This window comes from Collinsella sp. AF23-4AC (genome assembly GCF_003462685.1).
In the GTDB taxonomy this organism is placed as follows: Bacteria; Actinomycetota; Coriobacteriia; order Coriobacteriales; family Coriobacteriaceae; genus Collinsella.
This window is the reverse complement of the sequence record NZ_QRVE01000005.1, coordinates 39867-61442: the sequence shown is the minus strand read 5'-3', so window position 1 is coordinate 61442 and position 21576 is coordinate 39867. Positions and strand designations below refer to the sequence as shown.

The 21576-nt window shown below is 59.3% G+C and carries 20 protein-coding genes, 4 tRNA genes and 1 pseudogene; 12 read left to right on the top strand and 13 right to left on the bottom strand.

The window, feature by feature from the left end; all coding sequences use genetic code 11:
• Window positions 1-54: 54 nt before the first annotated feature.
• Window positions 55-1176: an IS110 family transposase gene (locus DWY05_RS04540; RefSeq protein WP_117820789.1), complete on the top strand. Its 1122-nt coding sequence runs from the start codon at window positions 55-57 to the stop codon at window positions 1174-1176.
• A 422-nt stretch (window positions 1177-1598) separates the two neighbouring features.
• Here DWY05_RS04540 and DWY05_RS04535 read toward each other — a convergent pair whose 3' ends face one another.
• On the bottom strand, window positions 1599-2501 hold the full coding sequence (locus DWY05_RS04535) for an alpha/beta hydrolase (protein WP_117820788.1): 903 nt from the start codon (window positions 2499-2501) through the stop codon (window positions 1599-1601).
• A gap of 248 nt (window positions 2502-2749) precedes the next feature.
• Between DWY05_RS04535 and DWY05_RS04530 the strand changes: the two genes are divergently transcribed.
• The 11 genes from DWY05_RS04530 to DWY05_RS04480 all read left to right on the top strand — a co-directional run bounded on the left by DWY05_RS04530 (window position 2750) and on the right by DWY05_RS04480 (window position 14712).
• A complete protein-coding gene (locus DWY05_RS04530; protein WP_117820787.1) occupies window positions 2750-3313 on the top strand; it encodes a PTS glucose transporter subunit IIA in 564 nt (187 codons plus the stop codon).
• 179 nt (window positions 3314-3492) lie between these two features.
• A complete protein-coding gene (gene asnS / locus DWY05_RS04525; protein WP_117820786.1) occupies window positions 3493-4896 on the top strand; it encodes an asparagine--tRNA ligase in 1404 nt (467 codons plus the stop codon).
• A 249-nt stretch (window positions 4897-5145) separates the two neighbouring features.
• Window positions 5146-5931, top strand: coding sequence for a hypothetical protein (locus DWY05_RS04520; RefSeq protein WP_117583094.1), 786 nt, complete (start codon window positions 5146-5148; stop codon window positions 5929-5931).
• 160 nt (window positions 5932-6091) lie between these two features.
• Window positions 6092-7072 (top strand): ABC transporter substrate-binding protein, encoded by a 981-nt coding sequence (locus tag DWY05_RS04515; RefSeq protein ID WP_117583095.1) that lies wholly within the window; start codon window positions 6092-6094, stop codon window positions 7070-7072.
• A gap of 204 nt (window positions 7073-7276) precedes the next feature.
• On the top strand, window positions 7277-8200 hold the full coding sequence (locus DWY05_RS04510; protein WP_117583096.1) for an ABC transporter permease: 924 nt from the start codon (window positions 7277-7279) through the stop codon (window positions 8198-8200).
• Entirely contained in the window at window positions 8193-8987 is a 795-nt protein-coding gene (locus DWY05_RS04505; RefSeq protein WP_117837215.1) for an ABC transporter ATP-binding protein, read from the top strand. The genes DWY05_RS04510 and DWY05_RS04505 overlap by 8 nt, the downstream gene beginning before the upstream one ends.
• Before the next feature lie 335 nt (window positions 8988-9322).
• Entirely contained in the window at window positions 9323-10090 is a 768-nt protein-coding gene (locus DWY05_RS04500) for a mechanosensitive ion channel family protein (protein ID WP_117820785.1), read from the top strand.
• A 94-nt stretch (window positions 10091-10184) separates the two neighbouring features.
• The gene (locus DWY05_RS04495; protein ID WP_117820784.1) at window positions 10185-12101 is read left to right on the top strand and encodes a BMP family ABC transporter substrate-binding protein; all 1917 of its coding nucleotides are present in this window, start codon (window positions 10185-10187) and stop codon (window positions 12099-12101) included.
• Complete coding sequence (locus DWY05_RS04490) at window positions 12098-12808, top strand: metallophosphoesterase (protein ID WP_117820783.1); 711 nt, start codon at window positions 12098-12100, stop codon at window positions 12806-12808. The genes DWY05_RS04495 and DWY05_RS04490 overlap by 4 nt, the downstream gene beginning before the upstream one ends.
• A gap of 232 nt (window positions 12809-13040) precedes the next feature.
• Window positions 13041-13601, top strand: a complete 561-nt coding sequence (locus DWY05_RS04485) for an RNA polymerase sigma factor (protein ID WP_117583099.1) — start codon at window positions 13041-13043, stop codon at window positions 13599-13601.
• A complete protein-coding gene (locus tag DWY05_RS04480) occupies window positions 13582-14712 on the top strand; it encodes a DUF4179 domain-containing protein (RefSeq protein ID WP_117635373.1) in 1131 nt (376 codons plus the stop codon). The genes DWY05_RS04485 and DWY05_RS04480 overlap by 20 nt, the downstream gene beginning before the upstream one ends.
• Before the next feature lie 351 nt (window positions 14713-15063).
• Here DWY05_RS04480 and DWY05_RS04475 read toward each other — a convergent pair whose 3' ends face one another.
• From DWY05_RS04475 to DWY05_RS04420, 12 genes and pseudogenes are all read right to left on the bottom strand, one after another.
• Entirely contained in the window at window positions 15064-15729 is a 666-nt protein-coding gene (locus DWY05_RS04475; protein WP_226790685.1) for an isocitrate/isopropylmalate family dehydrogenase, read from the bottom strand.
• Window positions 15638-16204: pseudogene (locus DWY05_RS04470) on the bottom strand (hypothetical protein). Before DWY05_RS04470 ends, DWY05_RS04475 begins: the two are co-directional and overlap by 92 nt.
• Before the next feature lie 465 nt (window positions 16205-16669).
• The gene (rplA, locus tag DWY05_RS04465; protein ID WP_089572518.1) at window positions 16670-17377 is read right to left on the bottom strand and encodes a 50S ribosomal protein L1; all 708 of its coding nucleotides are present in this window, start codon (window positions 17375-17377) and stop codon (window positions 16670-16672) included.
• A 117-nt stretch (window positions 17378-17494) separates the two neighbouring features.
• Entirely contained in the window at window positions 17495-17923 is a 429-nt protein-coding gene (gene rplK / locus DWY05_RS04460; RefSeq protein ID WP_022093893.1) for a 50S ribosomal protein L11, read from the bottom strand.
• A gap of 120 nt (window positions 17924-18043) precedes the next feature.
• Complete coding sequence (gene nusG / locus DWY05_RS04455; protein WP_006234984.1) at window positions 18044-18580, bottom strand: transcription termination/antitermination protein NusG; 537 nt, start codon at window positions 18578-18580, stop codon at window positions 18044-18046.
• A 3-nt stretch (window positions 18581-18583) separates the two neighbouring features.
• Entirely contained in the window at window positions 18584-18922 is a 339-nt protein-coding gene (gene secE, locus DWY05_RS04450) for a preprotein translocase subunit SecE (RefSeq protein WP_117635375.1), read from the bottom strand.
• A gap of 76 nt (window positions 18923-18998) precedes the next feature.
• Window positions 18999-19074 (bottom strand) — tRNA-Trp (locus DWY05_RS04445).
• Between the two features lie 13 nt (window positions 19075-19087).
• On the bottom strand, window positions 19088-19237 hold the full coding sequence (gene rpmG / locus DWY05_RS04440) for a 50S ribosomal protein L33 (RefSeq protein ID WP_022093895.1): 150 nt from the start codon (window positions 19235-19237) through the stop codon (window positions 19088-19090).
• A gap of 279 nt (window positions 19238-19516) precedes the next feature.
• Window positions 19517-20707 carry an elongation factor Tu gene (gene tuf, locus DWY05_RS04435; protein WP_089572520.1) on the bottom strand — a complete coding sequence of 397 codons (1191 nt, stop codon included), beginning with the start codon at window positions 20705-20707 and terminating at the stop codon, window positions 19517-19519.
• A 96-nt stretch (window positions 20708-20803) separates the two neighbouring features.
• Window positions 20804-20880, bottom strand: a tRNA-Met gene (locus DWY05_RS04430).
• 3 nt (window positions 20881-20883) lie between these two features.
• Window positions 20884-20959 (bottom strand) — tRNA-Thr (locus DWY05_RS04425).
• Between the two features lie 10 nt (window positions 20960-20969).
• Window positions 20970-21051, bottom strand: a tRNA-Tyr gene (locus tag DWY05_RS04420).
• Window positions 21052-21576 lie beyond the last annotated feature (525 nt).

Here is a 21576-nt window from a genome sequence, read left to right as displayed (position 1 = left end):
TGATGTTGAAGTGCCATAGGCGCAGCCGCGCCGCAACGAGGTTGGGAGGCTCCCATGCCAAAGCATTCTACCGCGTTCGGGATGGACGTCCACCTGAGGTCGACCACCGTCTGCGCCCTCGACGCGGACACCGGCGAGGCCGTGACGAGGAGGTTCCCCGGCAACCCCTGGGGCGAGATCGCCGGGTGGATGGATGGGTTCCCCGGGCCGTCGCTCGCGGCCTACGAGAGCGGCTACCCCGGCTTCGCCCCGCAAAGGGAGCTCGCCGGGCTCGGCGTCGAGTGCGTCGTCGCCGCGGTCTCGAAGATCCCCAGGTCGGCCGCCGACTCGGCCTCCAAGAACGACAGGAACGACGCCGCCAGGATGGCCAAGGCGATACTCGCCCACGACATCTCCCCCGTATGGGTCCCCTCCCCCGAGGTCGAGGGCATCAGGGACCTCGCCGGCGCCTACGACGGGGCGACCGCGCGCCTGGCGACCGCCAAGCAGCGGCTGCTCGCCTTCCTCGCAAGGCGGGGGTTCGTCTACGGCGGCACCACGCCCGCCGGCAACCCGAGGAAGTACTGGACCTACGACTTCCTGAGGTGGCTCGACAAGGTCAGGCCTGAGGACGATGGCGGGGTTCGGGCGCTCGCCGCCCTGAGGAACGAGGTCGAGGCCGCGGCGGAGGCCCGGGCGGACCTGCTCTCCGAGTACAGGGCAGCCGTGGATGCCAGCCCGATCGCCGCGGAGGCGGCCGCCCTCCAGTCGATCAAGGGCTGCGCCTTCGCGCTGGCCGCAGCCTTCTCGGCCGAGGTCGGCGACTTCACGAGGTTCCGTTCCGGAAGGCAGGTCACGGCCTATTTCGGCCTCGCGCCGAGTCAGAGGTCGAGTGGCGACTCCGTGCGGCTCGGAGGCATCAGCGGTGCGGGCAACGCGCTCGTGAGGAAGCTGGCCGTTGAGGGCTCATGGTGCTACGCCGCGGCACGGCACCAGCCGAAGCTCATGCCGAGGGACACGGGCGTGCCCCTCGAGATAAGGATGCACGGGAGGAAGGGGTCCGAGCGGCTCCTGCGGCGGCGCGAGGAGATGCTCGCCCGCGGCATGCCCGCGGCGAAGGCCAACGCGGCCACCGCGGCCGAGCTCGTGAGGTGGCTCTGGGCCCTCGGCATGATGTGCCGGGAGGGCGCGGAATAGACATAGCCCCCGTCCCGGCGAGCCGGGCGGCCTTCGGGGATACCCCCTATTTCGCTGTGCGCGCGGAGCCCTCCGCATGCGCCTCGACAGACTTGGGGAACCCCGCCGAAGGAATGGAGTGCGGGCCGACAGAACGGTATCCGCGGATATGAGACTGAGCCGAAGGCGTCGATGACATGCCGGGGGCGGACCGGGACGGGTTAACGGCAGGCCCCGCCGACCGATTGCAAGCGGTCGGCGGGGCCATTGTGGCTCTTGACAGCGGATTGGGTCATATGAGCGAAAGCCCGCCAGAGCGAGCAAGGTGCCTTGAAGCGAGGTGACATTGACCTTCTGGTCATGTCACCGAAGCTGAAAGGCAGATTGCCGCCCTGGCGGGCTTGTAGCGTCAAGTGGTTACGGCGTTTGGTAAAACGCCGTAACTAAAACCCGTGGCGTTCCAAAAAGCGGAAGGCTAGGCGAATCCAAGGGCGAACCGCCACCTGCTTGTCCTCGTTGTCGACCGCGGTATTGGCATTGCCGAGCGAAAGGCCGTGACCGCCTTGGTCAAAGACGTGCATCTCGCAAGCGACGCCCTCCTCGGCCATACGCTGAGCAAACGGATAGACCTGCGCGATCGGCGCCGTTTTGTCATCGGACACGCCCCACACAAAGGTCGGCGGCATCTGACGCGAAACGTGCGTGGTGGGACAGATGTCGGCCAGGTGTTCGTCGGTCGCCTCGCCGCCGGTCACCATCGACAGGTAGTCGTTGAGCAAATCGCGTCCCGTCTTGCCACCTGTCTTGGGCACGCGCAAGTCGATGCGCGGATCGCGCGTCTGCATGTCGCGGACATAGGCAAGGTCGAGCAACGGATAGCCCAGCACCACGGCATCGGGACGAATGTCGTCCGGACGCGCCCCGGCAAGTGCCGCGAAGGGACCGGTCTTCCACTGCGTTGCCAGCGAGGCGCAAATCATGCCGCCCGCCGAGAATCCCACAACGCACACGCGCTTGGGATCGACATGCCACTCGTCGGCATTCGCACGAACCGTGGCGACCATCTTGGCAAGATCTGCCTGGGGGTGCGGAAAGCTCACGTCACCCGTGCCACTCGTGACATAGTTGAGAACAAAGGCCTGGTACCCGTGATCCAAAAAGGCAAACGCCACCGGGTCCTGCTCGTGCGGAGCGATATGCGTAAACGCGCCTCCGCCGCAGATGATCACTGCAGGGCGACGACCATTGGGCTTGCCGGGCAGCGGTTCGGCCCCCATATAGGTAAACGTCGCCGGATATTCCTCGGTCGGCTCCTCGCCCCACAGCGCATGGCTCTCGACGATCATATATGCTCCCTTCGCGCGATTCGTGCGCACGTTATGTATCGCCTTCAAGCGTACCCCACTTGGACGCACGGCATCGAAACGTATCCGCAATAAGTTTCCCTTCAACTGATATATCACATAATCCCAGCTCAGGGCCGTCGTTGAGCAGCGTAAAATAGAGACGCTGACCGAGCCGGTAAACACACACGAAACGTTTCCGGCAAAACTACGCGTGCGCCACATGCGCACTTGATACGTTGGAGGCATCTATGGGTCTGCTCGATTCGCTCAAGTCCACGTTCAACTCGTCGGGCGAGGCGTCCGTACCGCCCGCAGCAAGCTTCGCCACCCGCGAAGGCGTCATCTACGCTCCCGTTAACGGTGTGCTCGTCAATCTAAACGAGGTTCCCGACGAGACCATCGCCTCGGGTATACTCGGCCAGGGCTACGGCATCGAGCCCATCACCGGCACCATCTATGCGCCCGCTAACGGCCGCATCGGCGCCACCACCGTCACCAACCACTCTATTGGCATGATCACCGAGGACGGCCTTCGCGTGTTCATCCATGTCGGCCTGGGCACCGTACAAATGAACGGCAAGGGTTTTGCCCGCTTTGTCGAGATGGGCGATGTGGTCAAGGCAGGCCAGCCGCTCATCAGTTTCGACCGCGATGCCATTAAGGCCGCTGGCCACGAGGACATCGTGACCGTCATCATCTCCGAGCTCGATCGTCTTAAGAGCATCGACCATGTCGGCGAGTCTGGAACGCTTATCGGCGGCAACCCGCTCGTCAAGCTGGGCGACCCGCTGCTGGTGGCTAAGACCAAGTAACGAGTCCTGCGCCGTACAGCCAATAGGCAACACGCCAAGCGCCCACGACCATCTGGCCGCGGGCGCTTTTCGTTTGAAAACCGTCCCGTCAATACCTTATCTGTATAGCCCAAATGAGCCGAGCTGCTAGAATATCGAACTGTATGGATAACTATCATTCAACCGCTATGGGAGGATATGTGAACCGCACCAAAATCGCGCAGCTCTATGCCGATTCCGAGTCGCTCGGCGGCAAGACCGTCACTGTCGCCGGCTGGGTCAAGTCCGTCCGCGACATGAAGAACTTTGGCTTCGTCACGCTCAACGACGGCAGCTGCTTCCGCGACCTGCAGGTCGTCATGAACCGCGAGACGCTCGGCAACTACGACGAGATCGCCCACCAAAACGTCTCGGCTGCACTCATTTGCACCGGTACCGTCAAGCTGACCCCCGATGCGCCCCAGCCTTTCGAGCTTTCTGCCACCTCCATCGAGGTAGAGGGCACGAGCGCCCCGGACTACCCGCTGCAGAAGAAGCGCGCAACCGTCGAGTTCCTGCGCACCCAGCAGCACCTGCGCCCGCGCACCAACCTGTTCCGTGCCGTGTTCCGCATCCGCTCTGTCGCGGCTGCCGCCATCCACCGCTTCTTCCAGGAGCAGGGCTTTGTCTACGTCAACACCCCCATCATCACCACGAGTGACTGCGAGGGCGCCGGTGAGATGTTCCGCGTGACTACGCTCGACCCCAAAAATCCGCCTCTCACCGCGTCCGGAGAGGTCGACTGGAGCCAGGACTTCTTTGGCAAGCATGCAAGCCTTACCGTGTCCGGCCAGCTCAATGCCGAGAACTTTGCCATGGCCTTTGGCGACGTGTACACCTTTGGCCCCACCTTCCGCGCCGAAAACTCCAACACCACGCGCCACGCCGCCGAGTTTTGGATGATCGAGCCCGAGATGGCCTTTGCCGACCTGAACGACTACATGGATAACGCCGAGGCCATGCTCAAGTACGTTCTTAAGGACGTTATGGCCACCTGCCCCGACGAGCTCAACATGCTCAACAAGTTTGTGGACAAGGGCCTGATCGAGCGCCTGAACCACGTTGCAAACTCCGACTTTGCCCGCGTCACCTACACCGAGGCCGTCGAGATCCTGGAGCAGGCCGTCGCCGCCGGTCACAAGTTTGACTATCCCGTGAGCTGGGGCATTGACCTGCAGACCGAGCACGAGCGCTTCCTGACCGAGGAGCACTTTAAGCGCCCGACCTTCGTGACCGACTACCCGGCCGAGATCAAGGCCTTCTACATGCGCATGAACGACGACGGCAAGACCGTCGCCGCCGCCGACTGCCTGGTGCCGGGCATCGGCGAGATCATCGGCGGCTCCCAGCGCGAGGAGCGCCTGGATCTGCTCGAGGCCCGCATCAAGGACCTTGGCATGGCCCCCGAGCAGTACAAGTACTATCTTGACCTGCGCCGCTATGGCTCCTGCAAACACGCCGGCTACGGCCTAGGCTTCGAGCGTTTGGTCATGTATCTGACCGGCGTGGGCAACATCCGCGACGTCCTTCCGCACCCCCGCACCGTGGGCAACGCCGATTTCTAATCGCCACAGCTCCGTCCCGCGCGTTACAGCGTGTCGCACCAGCGCCTCTCGGCAAGCCGAGGGGCGCTTTTTTCAACAGCATCCGTCAGGCTTTTGTCAAGTTTTTGGTCAGCTGATCAGGGCTGTTGAAAACTCGACCCGCCGCTTGCCGACGACTACCGACCACCCAGGGCGTCCTGCACCCCTGGGAAAGCCCCGCGTCCTAGGCTCCATACCGTCGCCACCCAAAACGGAAAGGACGTGGGCGCCATGACCGAAACCGCTGTTGAAACTTACGAGACCACGACGAGGGGCGCCGCCTCGATGGCAGCCTATCGCGCCGTTCGCATCCTGCAACTATTAAGCGAAAACACCGGTGAGGACAAGGCCATGCTTTCCGATGAGTTGATCCGGCGCCTCGCCCATCCCGGCGACCCCGCCCGCATGCCCATCTCGGCGGCGCGGCGCAGCATCTACACCGCCATCTCCGCACTTCGCCATGCCGGATACGAAATTGAGTACAAGCGCGGCGTGGGGTATCGGCTCTTGACCCGTCCGCTCACCGACGAAGAGATCATCCGACTCCACGGCATGGTCATGCGCAACCGCTCTACGCCCATCGCCATTCGAAAAAGCATGGCGCAGCACCTGGTCGCCATGGCGAGTGCCGACGTTCGCGGCTACCTCGATGCACCCGAGCCTGCTCCAAGCGCAGGCGGCAAATCCACCAAGGCCACACGCACGCCCGTCAAGCGCATCGATGCCTGCGAGCTCATCGAGCAGGCCATCGACCACGGAACCACGGTGAGTTTTGATATTTCGAGTGTCACGGCACGCGGAGAGGTCGAAGTGGCACGGATGACACTCCGTCCCTTTGCCATCAAGCAACGAGACGGCATCTCGTATTTGCTGGGAACGGTCTATGACGCGCGAGGCGCCGATGACACGTTGCGTACCGTAGAGATCGGCCGAATGAGAAACGTCACCACACGTCTCCTCGACGGCAAGAAGCTCTTCGCCGCCCTGGACGAGGACGATGCCTCCTCCGCCGCATAAGACCCTCCGCCGCCCATTCGACTACCCGTACCGCCCATCCGATTCTGTATTAAAAAACCCGCCAGGCTGTTGTAAAAATGGACATCAGCGCTACTATAGTTCCACTTGCACTTTGTCCCAGTGCAGTGTTTCCAGCCATTTTTATACTGGGGGTAATGATATGAAGGACATCACCATCAGCCGCAGGAGCCTTCTGGTCTCCGCCGGTCTGCTCGCGCTCGCCCCGCTCGCCGGATGCGGCGGCAACTCTGGTTCCGGCTCTGCTGCCGCCGGTTCCGACTACACCATCGGCGTTCTGCAACTCACCGAGCACTCCGCACTCGATGCCGCCAACGACGGCTTTGTCAAGGCCATCAAGGAGAGCGGCCTTAAGGTCAAGATCGACCAGAAGAACGCCCAGAACGACCAGTCCACGTGTAAGTCCATTGCCGACAAGTTTGTGGGCGACAACGTCAACCTGATTTATGCCATCGCCACGCCCGCCGCGCAGGCTGCCGCCGGCGCCACGGCCGATATCCCCATCGTGGGCTGTGCCATCACCGACTACGCCGCCTCCGGCCTGGTCCAGGACAACGACAAGCCCGGCACCAACGTCACGGGCGCTTCCGACCTCACCCCAGTCGCCGAGCAGCTCGAGATGATGCAGAAGGTCCTGCCCGACGTTAAAAAGGTCGGCCTGCTCTACTGCACCGCCGAGTCCAACTCCGACGTCCAGATCAAAGCCGCCAAGAAGGAGCTCAACAAGCTGGGCCTCGAGTACACCGATTTCACCGTCTCGAGCTCCAACGAGATTCAGTCCGTCGTCGAGTCTGCCGTGGGCAAGGTCGACGCGCTGTACTCCCCCACTGACAACACCATCGCCGCGGGCGCTTCGCAGGTCGGCCAGATCTGCAAGGAGAATAAGCTCCCCTTCGTGACCGGCGAGGAGGGTATGTGCATGGCCGGCGGCCTGTTCACCCTCTCCATCAACTATAAGGACCTGGGCTACGCCGCAGGCGAGATGGCCGTTAAGATCCTGAAGGGCGAGGCCAAGCCCGAGGATATGCCGATCAAGCACCTCTCGAGCAAGGACCTGGTCGTCGTCAAGAACGACGAGATGGCCGAGGCTCTGGGTATCGACCTTTCCGCTCTGGACGAGTAGCACCATGCGCGGTAACGCGTCTAGGGCCCGCACGCGCGCCACAGCCGCGTTATTCAATATCTGAGTCCTTGGGGCGAACGCTAAAGACCGGCGTTCGCCCTGCTTGTTTCGGATGAGACAAAACATCCGTCCGCAGCTCTTTTATGCATTGGTACCGCTATTATGGAAAATCACGTGTCCACCCTATCCTAGGAGGTATGAAGCATGCTCATTGCATTGCAGGGCGCCGTTTCGCAGGGCGTCCTCTGGGGCATTATGGTGCTTGGCGTGTTTATCACGTTCCGCCTGCTCGACATCCCCGATATGACCTGCGACGGCAGCTTTGCCCTCGGCGGCTGTGTCTGCGCCGTACTCATCGTCAATGATAATGTCGACCCGCTGCTCGCTGTTTTGGCCGGCATGTGTGCCGGTGCCATCGCGGGCGCCATCACGGGCATTTTGACCACCGTCTTTGAGATTCCCGCGATCCTCGCCGGAATCCTCACCCAGATCAGCCTGTGGTCCATCAACCTGCGCATCATGGGCAAATCCAATACGCCCATCCTTGCCAAGGGCACCATCTTCTCGTCTGTCAGCAACATGACGGGCCTGCCGCAGTCCACCGTCGCCATCATCCTGGGCATCTTGCTCGCTGTGGCTATCGTTGCCATCCTGTATTGGTTCTTTGGCACCGAGATCGGCTCGGCACTACGCGCCACCGGCAACAACGAGTACATGATCCGCGCCCTGGGCGTCAACACCAACTCCACCAAGATGATCGCCCTCGTGCTCTCCAACGCCCTCATCGGCCTTTCGGGCGCGCTCATCTGCCAGAGCCAGAAGTACGCCGACATTGGTATGGGCACCGGTGCCATCGTTATCGGTCTTGCTGCCATTGTTATCGGCGAGGTGCTCGGCCGCCTGCTGCCCGGCGGTCTCACTCAGTTTAGTGTCCGTCTTGCCTCCGCCATCTTTGGCTCCGTGGTGTACTTCCTTATCCGCGCCATCGTGCTGCAGTTGGGCATGGACGCCAACGACATGAAGCTGCTCTCCGCCGTAATCGTCGCCGTGGCCCTGTGCGTGCCCGTGGTTTGGGAGCGCTATAAGCTCCGCAGCTCCTACACGAAGGGGGATGAAGTAGATGCTTAAGCTCTCACACGTCAAGAAGACCTTTAACAAGGGCACCGTCACCGAGAAGCGCGCTCTTACCGGCGTCGACCTTACCCTCAACGACGGCGACTTTGTAACCGTGATCGGCGGTAACGGCGCCGGCAAATCCACGCTGCTCAACATCATCGCCGGCGTATATCCGCTCGATTCGGGCGTTATCGAGCTCGACGGCACCGACATCTCGCGTCTGAGCGAGTCGCAGCGCGCCAAGTACCTGGGCCGCGTGTTCCAGGACCCCATGCGCGGCACCGCAGCCGACATGCAGATTGCCGAGAACTTGGCCCTCGCCAAGCGCCGCGGCCAGCGTCGCGGTCTTTCGTGGGGCGTCACCAAGGCCGAGAAGGACGAGTACGTTGAACTGCTCAAGCGCCTGGACCTCGGTCTGGACACGCGCCTCAACGCCAAGGTCGGTCTGCTCTCGGGCGGCCAGCGCCAGGCACTCACCTTGCTCATGGCCACGCTCACCAAGCCGCGCCTGCTGCTGCTCGACGAGCACACGGCGGCCCTCGACCCCAAGACGGCATCGAAGGTACTCAACCTGACCGAGGAGATCGTCGACGAGAACCACTTGACCACACTCATGGTCACACACAACATGAACGACGCCATCCGTCTGGGCAACCGTCTGATCATGATGCACGAGGGCCACGTGATCTACGATGTGGCAGGCGACGAGAAAAAGTCGCTCACCGTCGCCGACCTACTGCAGAAGTTCGAGGAGGTCTCGGGCGGCGAGCTCGCCAACGACCGCATGCTGCTGAGCTAAAACCTGCCAAAAAGGGACAGGTTTATTTTGGCAGGTTTTATTTGCGCAAACGTCAAAACCGCCGCAAAGGGACAGACGCCTTTGCGGCGGTTTTCGCATATTATGTCGATAATCCAGCGTCAGCAGGGACCACTGGTTAAGAACTAAGGAAACTGCCATGAGAAGACCTCTTCCCCGTCTTGCTTGACCGCCGCACTCCTTACCGGCGTGCTCGCCGGCGCCCCAGCTTACGCCACCGCGACCGCCCCATCTCAAGTTATCGGCCCGTCCGATGTTATCGGACGGGCTTTTTGGTGGGTATCATGGTTGAATGATCATTAGGAGGTTTTCCCTACATGGAATTGTTTGAGCCGATTCTTCATTTTTTTGAGCAACGGTGGGTCCACAACATCATCTGGGCCGTCATCTTGGCGATAGGCACGGCAATCGCCACCAAAGTCGTTTCCAAGACGCTGCGCCACCTACTCAACCGCGACGATAACCCGCTTCCAGCATCGAGCATCTTCATCAACATCGCTCGCGCCGTCATCTGGATGATCGGCGGCAGCTTTATCCTCGACAACTGCTTTGGCATTAACGCAAACGCGCTCGTCGCCGCTCTTGGCGTCGGCGGCATCGCCATCTCCCTGGGCTTTCAGGACACGCTCTCAAACCTTATCGGCGGCATGCAGGTGACCTTTATGGGCATCATCAAGCCTGGCGACAACATCGAGGTCGGTGGTGTATCAGGCGTGGTCCAGGACATCACCTGGCGCCACACGACCATCGAAGATGCCTGCGGGCAGACTATCATCGTCCCCAACTCCAACATCTCCAAGAACACGCTCGTGCATTTGATGCCCTTTGGGCGCGTAGCCGTCCCCGTCGCGGTGAAAGACCCCTCAAAATGGGCTTCGCTCGACGCACTGGCAGACGAGCTGACCAGCGCCACTAAAACGGCCGTCTCGCCCATCTCGGGTTTTGACAAGGAGCCGTATGTGCTCTTTAGCGAGATCGGCGACTTTGGCATTAAGGGCAAGATCATCTTTATCGTCAGCGACGACAGCACCACTTTCACGGCAGCCGACGCCTGCATCCGCGCCATCGCCCCCATCATCGCCTAAAACCACCGCAAAGGGGACAGGCACCATTGTGGTGGTTTCGCATCGTGGTACCATGATTCATATCGTTGTTTAAACGACTAAGGGAGTAGACACCATGGAAGAGGCCTATCGTCAAGCACGCAAGCGCGGCGAGCAGGGACGCCGTCACGCCATCAGCCAAAGCGAGCACCCATACCTTACGGACCTCGATAGCCTCGTTGCCCAGCTCCCCTTAGGTCAGCGAGAGAGCGTCGGCCTAAGGGACATTCCGCTCGAAATGGTCGTCGGCACGGTTACCAAGGGCCGTCAGTCTGCCTTTTCGTGCAACTTTATGCCCCTGTTGCCATTTAACACCGAGTTCGCCCACAAGTGGTCCAACCTCTACGACATCCAGGTGACCGAGGGCTATCGCGACCCCATCATCGTCACCGAGTTCATGCATCGGTTTTACGTCCAGGAGGGCAACAAGCGCGTCAGCGTCCTCAAATTCCTAGACGCCCCGACGGTTTCGGCCAAGGTCACCCGTCTCTACCCCGGCAAATGGGATTCCGTCGAAAGTCGCCTGTACGGCGAGTTCTGCGCGTTTTGGTGCGTCTGTCCCCTATACGAGATCGAGTTCTCGCGCGAGGGAAGCTACGAGACGCTCGCCAAGATGCTCGGACAGGACCTTGTCGAAAAGTGGCCACAGAAAAAGGTCGACTACCTGCGCCACACCTTCCTACTCTTTAAACGCGCCTACCTGCGCGCCGGCGGCGACCATCTGGACATTACGCCCGCCGACGCCATGCTCGTCTACCTCAACGTGTACAACCAGGACCGCCTGCTGGATACGCCGACGGACATCGTCGTAAACCGCCTGTGCAAGATTTGGCGCGAGCTGGTCATTGCCGGCAAAAATGACGAGGACAAGGTCGATCTTGTCGAGGCACCGAGCGTCGATGAGGAAGAGACACCCGCCAAGTCCACCTCCGGCGTGCTCAACTTCTTTATGGGCAAGACCGTCTACTCGGTGGCCAACCCCCTACGCATCGCCTTTATCCATGAGTTCCCCTGTTCGACGTCGAGCTGGGACAGCCTGCACGATCAAGGGCGCCAGTATCTCGATGAGCACTTTGGCGGTATCGTGCGCACCGAGGCGTTTGAGGACTGCCACGATCCGGACGTGTTCTACGCCGCCGTGGAAACGGCTGTCAAACATGGAGACAACGTCATCTTCTCGACCTCGCATCGCCTGATGGAATACACGCTCAGGGCAGCCGTTGAGTATCCCCAGGTTCGGTTCCTCAACTGCTCCATCGGCCTTCCCCACCAAAGCGTGCGCTCGTATTTTGGGAAGATGTACGAGGCAAAGTTTCTGCTGGGCGCCCTTGCGGCCAGCATGGTGGACAACCATCGCATTGGCTACCACGCGTCGGTCTTTGCGTCGGGCGCACTTAGCGAGATCAACGCCTTTGCCATCGGCGCCTCGCTGCTCGACCCCCGCGCGCAAATTATCCTGACCTGGGGCGATGTGCCCGCCGGAGGCCTTGCCGAGGCCATGTGCCGCGAGGGCGTGAGCGTCATGACCGGCGCTGACATGTCAAAGTCGCTCGAAGACCCTACGGCCTACGGACTTCACCGCCTGGTCGATGGCAAGGTCGCCGGCATCGCCATGCCGGTATGGAATTGGGGCCGATACTACGAGCTTATCGTGCGAAGTCTGCTGCACGGCACCTGGGATGAGACCAGTGACGACAGCCAGGTTCGCGCCGTCAACTACTGGTATGGCATGAGCTCGGGCGTTATCGACATCCGTTATGCTCCGGGCCTGCCCTACCAGACGCGCAAGCTTGTTCAGCTCCTCCGCAATGGCATCGTCGAGGGCTCCATCAATCCATTTGGCGGCGAGCTCCATAGCCAAGACGGCGTGGTGCAGATCGAGGGCTTTCCCCCGCTGCCGAGCACGCAAATCGTCGAGATGGACTGGCTGGCCGACAACGTGGTGGGCACCATTCCGCAACTCGACGATGAGCCGAAGGTCCGCGCCCTATGAAAATCCTTGCCATAGCCGATACCGAAGAACGATGCCTATGGGAGTGCTTTCGCAAGGAGCGCTTTGAGGGTATCGATTTGATTTTATCCGCAGGAGATCTGGACCCGGATTATCTTGAGTTTTTGGTCACGGTCATCAACAAACCGCTCATCTACGTGCGTGGCAATCACGATGACCGCTATGCGCGTCATGCACCGGGCGGCTGCATTTGTGTCGAAGACACCGTGTACGTGTATCGCGGCATCCGCATTGCGGGGCTTGGCGGCTCCATGCGCTACCGCGACGGCGCGAACATGTATACCGAGCGCGAGATGGCAAAACGCATGCGCAAGCTATCGCGAAAAATCGCACTGGTAGACGGATGCGATATTCTACTTACCCATGCACCCGTCGCAGGCATGGGCGACCTGGACGACCTGCCGCATCGAGGATTCGAGTGCTTTAATGCGGCTCTTGAGTCTTGGGGTCCCGACTATATGATTCACGGGCATGTGCACCAAAGCTACGGCCCCAACTTTCAACGCGAGCGCCAACACCCATGCGGAACGAAGATTGTCAACGCCTGCGGCTATACCAAGATCGAAATTGACGAGGCGCGCTACCCCACGCGCGGTTGGAAGGCCGCTTGGCTCAACTCGCAAACCATGCGCCGCGAGCTCAAACGCCACGAAGCAATCGAGTCTTCAACCGCCAGAACCCCCTGGTAACTGCCAACAACCACCACGAAGGGGATAGGCACCTTTATGGTGGTTTTGCTGACTCGTCCGACCTGTCCATCACGGTGCTTGTGTAATTAACGAGAACACTCATTGTTTTGTAAGGACGGCGCTCACGTGCCGTCTTTTTTTGTCAACTTATGCAGTCTCGACCGTGTTGTATGTAGAGGGACCTCGCGAGACGCCTTCCCTATATCCACCACGACCAATTGGAGGTGACACTATGCCTGCACGCCGTAACCGCAATAGCACGCTCCGATGCGATGCCGATCAGATCGAGCGGGAAGCAAAGCGCTTGGTCGACACGTATTCCGACCTCATCCTTCGATTGTGCTATTCGGCCCTTGGATCCGCTGACGACGCTCAAGACATCTGCCAGGACACGCTGATCAAGATTCTCCAACGCACTCAACCGTTCGACTCGCTCGAACACGAACGTGCTTGGGTGATCCGAGTCGCACTGAACGCATGTCGCGATATCGGCCGTACGCACGCGAATCACCCGGTTGTCGACCTCGATTCGCTCCCCGATTTCTGCGCACCCGTAACACATACCGAGCAAGAATTCGCGCAACGCGACTGTGCCATTCTTTCCGCTGTCACGGCCCTGCCTCAAGCACAGCGCATCGCCATCTTTTTGCACTACTACGCAGGCATGAGCATCAGGGAAATCGCAGACGCCGTTCACGCGACGCCAGCTGCAACCGCCCAGCACCTTAGCCGCGGACGTGCGTCACTTCGGCTTTCCTTGAAAGGAGACCACAATGACTACGAATTCGAATGACTATCGCCACGCCCTGGAGCACATTTCGTTTACCGATAATGCGAAGCAGCACATGGCAAACTCGATTGCTCAGTCCGTCGCCTCGAGCGATGCGGCGACCGCTCAAAGCAACTTTAATGGCACGCGACGCAAGCCGCGCATCGCCCGCCATCCCGTAAGAACAGTCGCTCGCATTGCCGCTGTAACGGCAGTCCTCGCTATCGTCATTGGAGGCGCTGGCACGGCTATGGCAACAGGCGTCCTGCCGCTTCCTTCTGACATGCTTTCCGACATCTTTGACGGACCTGCTTCTCAAACCGAGATCATCGACCGTATTGGCCGGCCCGTCGGTGCTAGCTGCTCCAACAACGGAGTCACCGTGACCGCCGACGCCATCATGGGCGACAAGGATATGGTTACCATCGCCTATACGCTTACGTTCGACGATCCCGCTGCCCTGAAAAAGCTTTCCGAGCCGGGCGAGAACGGAACTATCGCCGGAAGTGTCGATGGAAACGTATACGTTGATGGCGAGCATGGCGGCCAAGGCCAATCATGGCTCATTGACAAGAACCCCAATGACTCCAGCATTCAATACTTTGCACAGTTCAGCGTTGAATCACCCGGCCTTATGGGCAGGACCGTCCGCACGCATATCAACTCTCTCGTTGTGCCACGTGCTGGCAAAGAGCTTCCCGAGTATAAGAAAATACTTACGGGCCCATGGGATCTTAAGTTCCAGCTGAATTACGAAGATACATCCGTTACGATTCCCGCGCCCAAATCGGTCAACTTTAACGGCACCAAGGCGACGATTCAAGAGGCCACCGTATCCTGCGTTGGCGTTTCAGTCCGCTACAACATAGATCGTTCCATCGAACACGACAACAACAGCGGCAAGATGTCTCAAAACATGGAGGAGTCTATGGATGCCGTTGGCAACATACCCCTCATCGTGACGTTCAAAGACGGTCATGTTGAGGACGCAACCAGCCACAGCGGCTATTTCGCAAATAAACTGGATAACGGCACCACTGATGTCCACAAGACCTGGCCGTTCTCGCAAGTTTGTGACACAGACAAGATTGCAAGCGTACAAATTGGCGATACGGTCATTCCCATGAATTCGTAACGCTACGCGGCTCGTATATGCACCCGGTTCCGCACTTCGCGTCTAAAGATGCGCTGTCATCGAGCAGCGTGAGCGCAAGGCCGCCCGTATGGTCGGCTGGGAACACCTCGTTGCGCTAAAAACCACCACGAAGGGGACCGGCACCTTTGTGGTGGTTTTGCTGACTCGTCCGACCTGTCCCAACGGTTTGTCTCAATCTGTAACAGGTAGGGCCCAAATAATCGGTTAGCTGTTACAGATCGAGACAGACCACGGATGCTCGGCCGAAAATCTCAATCTGTAACAGGTAGGAACGATTTTGCCCCTTAGATGTTACAGATTGAGATATTTGACAGCTTGAATCGGCATCGCCTACAGCGCGGCGACGACCTTGTCGCCCATCGTCGTGGTGCCGAGGATCTTATCTGCCGGGGTGTTGACATCGGCGATGTCACGGGTGCGCCAGCCCTCGTCGAGCACACGCGCCACGGCGCTCTCGATCCACGCGGCTTGCTCGCCCATGTCGAGCGCGTAGGTCAGCAGCATCGCCACCGACAAGATTTGAGCCAGCGGATTGGCCACGCCGAGCCCCGCGATGTCAGGAGCGCTGCCAGCGCTCGGCCCAAACAGCGATACGCCATCATCCAGCGAGGCAGAGGCAAGCATACCGAGCGATCCGGTAATCTGAGCCGCCTCATCGGACAGGATGTCGCCGAACATGTTCTCCGTCACCACGACGTCAAAGTCTGCCGGTCGACTGATGAGCTGCATGGCGGCGTTGTCGACGAGCAGGTCCTCAAGCTCCACGTCGGAGTACTCCTCGTCTTGCACGCGATGCACGATCTCGCGCCACATGCGGCTCGTCTCCAGCACGTTGCGCTTATCAACGCTCGTCACCTTGCCGCGACGTTTGCGCGCCGCCTCAAATGCCTGGCGCGCAATGCGCTCAATCTCGTACTCGCGATACTCCATCACGTCGACCGCACGCTGACCGGCCGCACCCGCAGCGCCCGCGCAGGTCACGGATGCGGGCGCCAAAGTCCCACGGCATGTTGTAGCCCATCGTATCGGGGATGTTCACGACCGTGGCACCGGCCTTTACGGCCGCCTCGATAATGCGCACCAGAAACTCCTGATCGGAGCGGCCGGCATCCTCGGCATAAAACTCAACATCGTCAACGAACTTGCGAGCATGTTTGACGGCATGGATCGCTCACTCAATTGCCCTTTCCTCAGTCATATGGAGCTTGTCGCGCAGGTGACTGGTGCTCACACCCAGCCCTGTATGGATACGGGGCCTCTGGGCCGTTTTGAGCGCCTCTGCAGCCACTTCGATATCCCTGTCGACAGCGCGCGTCAGGCCGCATACCGTGCATCGGTCGCCCGCAATCTTGCCAATCTCCTGTACGGAGCGAAAGTCACCAGGACTCGAGATGGGAAAGCCCGCCTCGATAACGTCCACGTTCATGCGCACCAGCTGGCGGGCGATGAAGAGCTTTTCCTCGGTATTCATGCTGGCGCCCGGCGACTGCTCACCGTCGCACAGGGTGGCGTCAAAGATTGTGATTTTGCGGCTTATATGTTCCTCCTGATTGACCGTTTTATGACAGATGGCTTTCAGGAGAGAGAGAAGGCCTAGAGATAGAAAAATACCCGTGTCGCTCATCACGCCTGAAAGCGGCAGACGATAGCGCACCCGGGTACAACAAATCGTTATAGCGAGATAACAACCCTAGCGCGCTATCCAATCTAGTAGCGCTAGGCCTAGGAGCTGTTGCGTGTTCTTAAACATGTTGGGCTCCCTTCGGCCTCGGGTAGTACTACATCGCGCTAAAGTACAACACAAGTAAAACCACCACAAGGGTGCCTGTCCCCTTCGTGGTGGTTTCGTTGACTCAAAAGCAAGAGACCCGGTTCTGCACGAGGCAGAACCGGGTCTCTTTAGCAATGCTTGCTTTGCTCAGGCAGTAACTGTTAGTTACTCAGCCAGGAAGTCGCGCTGGATAGCGGGATCGACCTTGACGCCAGGGCCCATGGTGGAAGACACGGAGATGGACTTGACGTACTTGCCCTTAGCAGAAGAGGGCTTGACGCGCAGGATCTCGGTGTACAGGGCAGCGTAGTTCTCGACGAGCTGCTGCTCAGAGAAGGACTTCTTGCCCAGGGGCACGTGGCAGATGCCGTAGCGGTCGGCGCGGTACTCAACGCGGCCAGCCTTGAGCTCGGAGACCATCTTGGCGACGTCCATGGTCACGGTGCCGAGCTTGGGGTTCGGCATGAGGCCACGGGGACCAAGGATCTTACCGATGCGGCCAACCTTGGCCATCATATTCGGCGTAGCGATAGCGGCGTCGAAGTTGATCTCGCCCTTCTGGATCTGGGCGACGAGCTCGTCGGAACCGATGATGTCGGCGCCGGCAGCCTCGGCCTCGCGGGCCTTCTCGCCCTCGGCGAAGACGGCAACACGAACGGTCTTGCCGGTGCCGTGGGGCAGGGAGATGGAACCACGGATGTTCTGGTCAGCCTTACGAGTATCGATGCCCAGACGGAAGTGGGCCTCGACGGTCTCGTCGAACTTGGCGGTGTCGAGCTCCTTGATGAGCTTGGCAGCCTGAAGGGGGGTGTAGAGCGTGGCGCGGTCGATCTTCTCGGCAGCGGCGTTATAGCTCTTACCATGCTTAGCCATGTGCATTACCTCCTGTGGTTAAACGGGCGTGAGCCCTCCCACATCGTATCGTGTGCCCTATTGCACACATTTAACGGGCGCCCAGGTCGGAGCACCCGTCGTTACCATAAGAAATCGCTACTCAGCGATGGTGACGCCCATGGAACGGGCGGTACCGGCGATGATCTTCTTGGCGGCGTCAATGTCGTTGGCATTGAGGTCCGGCATCTTGATCTCGGCGATCTTGGTGAGCTGCTCCTGGGAGAGCTGACCAACCTTGTCGGCCTGGGGCTTAGCGGAACCAGACTTGAGGTTCAGCTCCTTCTTGATGAGGTGAGCCGCCGGCGGGGTCTTGGTGATGAAGGAGAAGGACTTATCCTCGTAGACAGAAATCTCAACGGGGATGATGTCGCCCTTCTTGTCCTGCGTCTCGGCGTTAAAGGCCTGGCAGAACTGCATGATGTTCACGCCAGCAGCGCCCAGGGCGGGGCCGACGGGAGGAGCGGGGTTAGCTGCACCAGCAGGAATCTGGAGCTTAATGACGTTGGCAACCTTCTTCTCAGCCATGGTCATTCCTTTCGAATCACGAGTGTGAAGTACTTGCTATATCGTAAGCACGCACGTGTTAGAAGCACTCCTGAGATGAGCAGTCACAGAAGAAGCACGCTCGCGCGAACGGACGAAAACTTAAGCGATGACAGCGACCTGGTTAAAGTCGAGCTCGACCGGCGTCTCGCGGCCAAAGATCATCAGCGTGACCTTGAGCTTGCCAGCCTCGGTGTTAACCTCGGAGACCTTGCCATCAAAGTCGGTAAGCGGGCCATCGGTGACGCGGACGGACGTGCCGACCTGAATATCGACCGAGGTGCGCTTGGGCGAATCGCCCTTACCGGGACGACGAGTCATCTTGTTGTACTCGTCGCGGGAAAGCGGAGCGGGCTTGCCGTTGCCGCCCAGGAAACCGGTGACGCCAGGCGTGTTACGAACGCACGTCCAAGCATCGTCATCCATCTCCATGCGGACCAGGACATAACCCGGGAAGATCTTGGAATCCTTGGTCTCACGCTTGCCACCCTCTTTAATCTCGGTGACACGCTCCATAGGAATCTCGATATCAAAGATACGGTCCTGCATGCCCATGGTCTCGATACGATGCTCGAGATCGGACTTTACGCGGTTCTCGTATCCGGAGTAAGTGTGAACGACGTACCAACGCTTAGACATGGTTTAGCCCCTCAATCCAGAGAACAGAGCAAGAGCCTCGCCAAAGCCAGCATCGAGCAGAGCGATGACGACGCCGACGACGACCAGAGAAGCACAAACGACGACCGAGTAGTTCACGAGCTCCTTCTTATCGGGCCACGTGACACGCTTCATCTCGGACTTGACCGAAGCGAAATACTTCTTGGTGCGGGCGAAGAAACCAGGCTTCTCGTTCTTCTTGGACTTCGCAGCCTTCTCGTTCTTCTTGGCAACGGCCTTCTTGGCCTCAACCTTGGAGTTGGCGGCAGCGTTGTTGGCAGGTGCCGGCTGCTGAGCCTTCTTCTTGTTCTTCTTGTTGGCCATTTGGGTTACCTCCGCGCAATGCGCTTATACATGAGTAAACCGTAAGCCCCCAAGTGGGAGCTTACGGAATAATGACTGGCACGCCAGGAAGGACTCGAACCCTCAACACTCGGTTTTGGAGACCGATGCTCTACCAATTGAACTACTGGCGTATGTGACTAGAGACTAGCGAGTCTCTTTGTGCAGCGTGTGGTGACGGCACCAGGGGCAATACTTCTTGATCTCCATACGATCAGGCATGGTCGACTTGTTCTTGGTGGTCGTATAGTTGCGGCGCTTGCACTCAGTGCACGCAAGAGTAACTAGAGTACGCATGTATCCTGAACCTTTCATTTCCGCCCCGTACGGGCACGAGTTGTTACTTTATCAGCTCCACGTAAGTGCTGTCAATGAAAACCTCGAGTCAATTGGTTCTCGGTGGATCCATTCATATTTGGAACACATCAATGAAGCCATCGAGAGCTAATCGACGGTGCATCCAGGACCATTATCGATCCTCTCGACACCAGCAACGGCTCAATATCCATTGCAGAAAAGAACCCGGCACCCATATAAGTGCCGGGTTCTCTAAGTCAGCTATATCAAAGAGCTAATTTACTCAATGATCGTGGAGACGATGCCCGAACCGACGGTGTGGCCACCCTCGCGGATAGCGAAGCGCAGGCCCTCCTCCATGGCGATCGGGTGGATGAGGTCGCCCTCGATGGTGATGTGGTCACCAGGCATAGCCATCTCGGTGCCCTCGGGGAGCTTGACCGTACCGGTAACGTCGGTGGTACGGAAGTAGAACTGAGGACGATAACCATCGAAGAACGGGGTGTGACGGCCGCCCTCCTCCTTGGTCAGAACGTAGATCTCACCGGTGAACTTGGTGTGCGGGGTAACCGAACCGGGCTTGCAGAGAACCTGGCCGCGCTCGATGTCCTCGCGCTTGATGCCGCGGAGCAGCAGACCGACGTTGTCGCCAGCCTCGCAGAAGTCCATGGACTTACGGAACATCTCGATACCGGTAACGACGGTGTTCTGGGTATCCTTGATGCCGACAATCTCGACGGGCTCGTTGAGCTTGAGCTCACCGCGCTCGACACGGCCGGTAGCAACGGTACCACGGCCGGAGATGGTCATAACGTCCTCAACGGCCATCAGGAACGGGAGGTCGTTGTTGCGAGCAGGCGTCGGGATGTACTCGTCGACAGCGTTCATGAGCTCGCGAATGGCGTCCATCCACTTGGCGTCGCCCTCGAGAGCGCCCAGAGCGGAACCACGGATGACGGGGATGTCGTCGCCGGGGAAATCGTACTCGGAGAGGAGCTCACGGGTCTCCATCTCGACGAGGTCGATAAGCTCGTCATCGTCGACCATGTCGCACTTGTTCAGGAAGACGACGATGTAGGGAACGCCGACCTGACGGGCGAGCAGGATGTGCTCGCGAGTCTGAGCCATGGGGCCGTCGGTAGCAGCGATGACCAGGATAGCGCCGTCCATCTGAGCAGCGCCGGAGATCATGTTCTTGACGTAGTCAGCGTGACCCGGGCAGTCAACGTGAGCGTAGTGACGGGAAGCGGTCTCGTACTCGACGTGGGAGACGGAGATCGTAATGCCGCGCTCGCGCTCCTCGGGAGCCTTGTCGATGTTCTCGAACGCAGTGAAGTCAGCCTTGCAGCCCTCGGTCTCGGAGAGAACCTTGGTGATGGCAGCGGTCAGCGTGGTCTTGCCGTGGTCGACGTGACCAATGGTGCCGATGTTAACATGCGGCTTAGTGCGCTCAAACTTCTCTTTGGCCATAAAGCCCTCCTCTTAACAGGTCGTCCCCGGACGGGACTTTGCCTTTATACCATAGTGGCCTCTCAACATACTATTGAGAAGCCACCGTGTTACCTATGGTAGCGGTGACTGGATTCGAACCAGTGACGCCACGGGTATGAACCGTGTGCTCTAACCAACTGAGCTACACCGCCGGATGGAGCCTGCAACCAGACTTGAACTGGTGACCTCTTCGTTACCAACGAAGTGCTCTACCGACTGAGCTATACAGGCACTTGACGGGTGGGAGCTATAGGATTCGAACCTATGTAGGCAGAGCCAACGGGTTTACAGCCCGTCCCCATTAACCACTCGGGCAAACTCCCAATCGTTCAAGTATCCGCAGGTCCTTTGGTCTTTTGGACCGCCGCCCCCGCGAACGAAAAAGATAATACGATGCAACCTTGGGGGCTGTCAACGAAAACCTCTAGATACACGGTTCCGGGCGTATCTATATAGCCGTGACCTGCGGTTTTGTTGAGTTTGGATGTGAAGGACAGTGGTTTTGGATACAGAGGTGACATTTCCCAAGGTAACACTTTGGCGTAGTGGAGTACACCTTCAGGATCGAACTTCGATAACAGCCTATTTGCACCTATATATAGGTCGAGATCGGGCTTCCGTGGCAGACTCGAGCGTGGATTATCTTCCGTTTGAAATCGAGCGTGGATAATCTCCCACTTTTGGCGTGTCCCCAAGGCCAAAGTGGCAGATTTTCCACGCTCATTCACTAAGCGGGAGATTTTCCACGCTCGTACGTCCGATAATCCACGCTCAAGGGGGGGCAGCCGAGCTCGACACGGCTTTTGTCTCGATCTGTAACATATAGAGAACATTTTCTCCCCTATCTG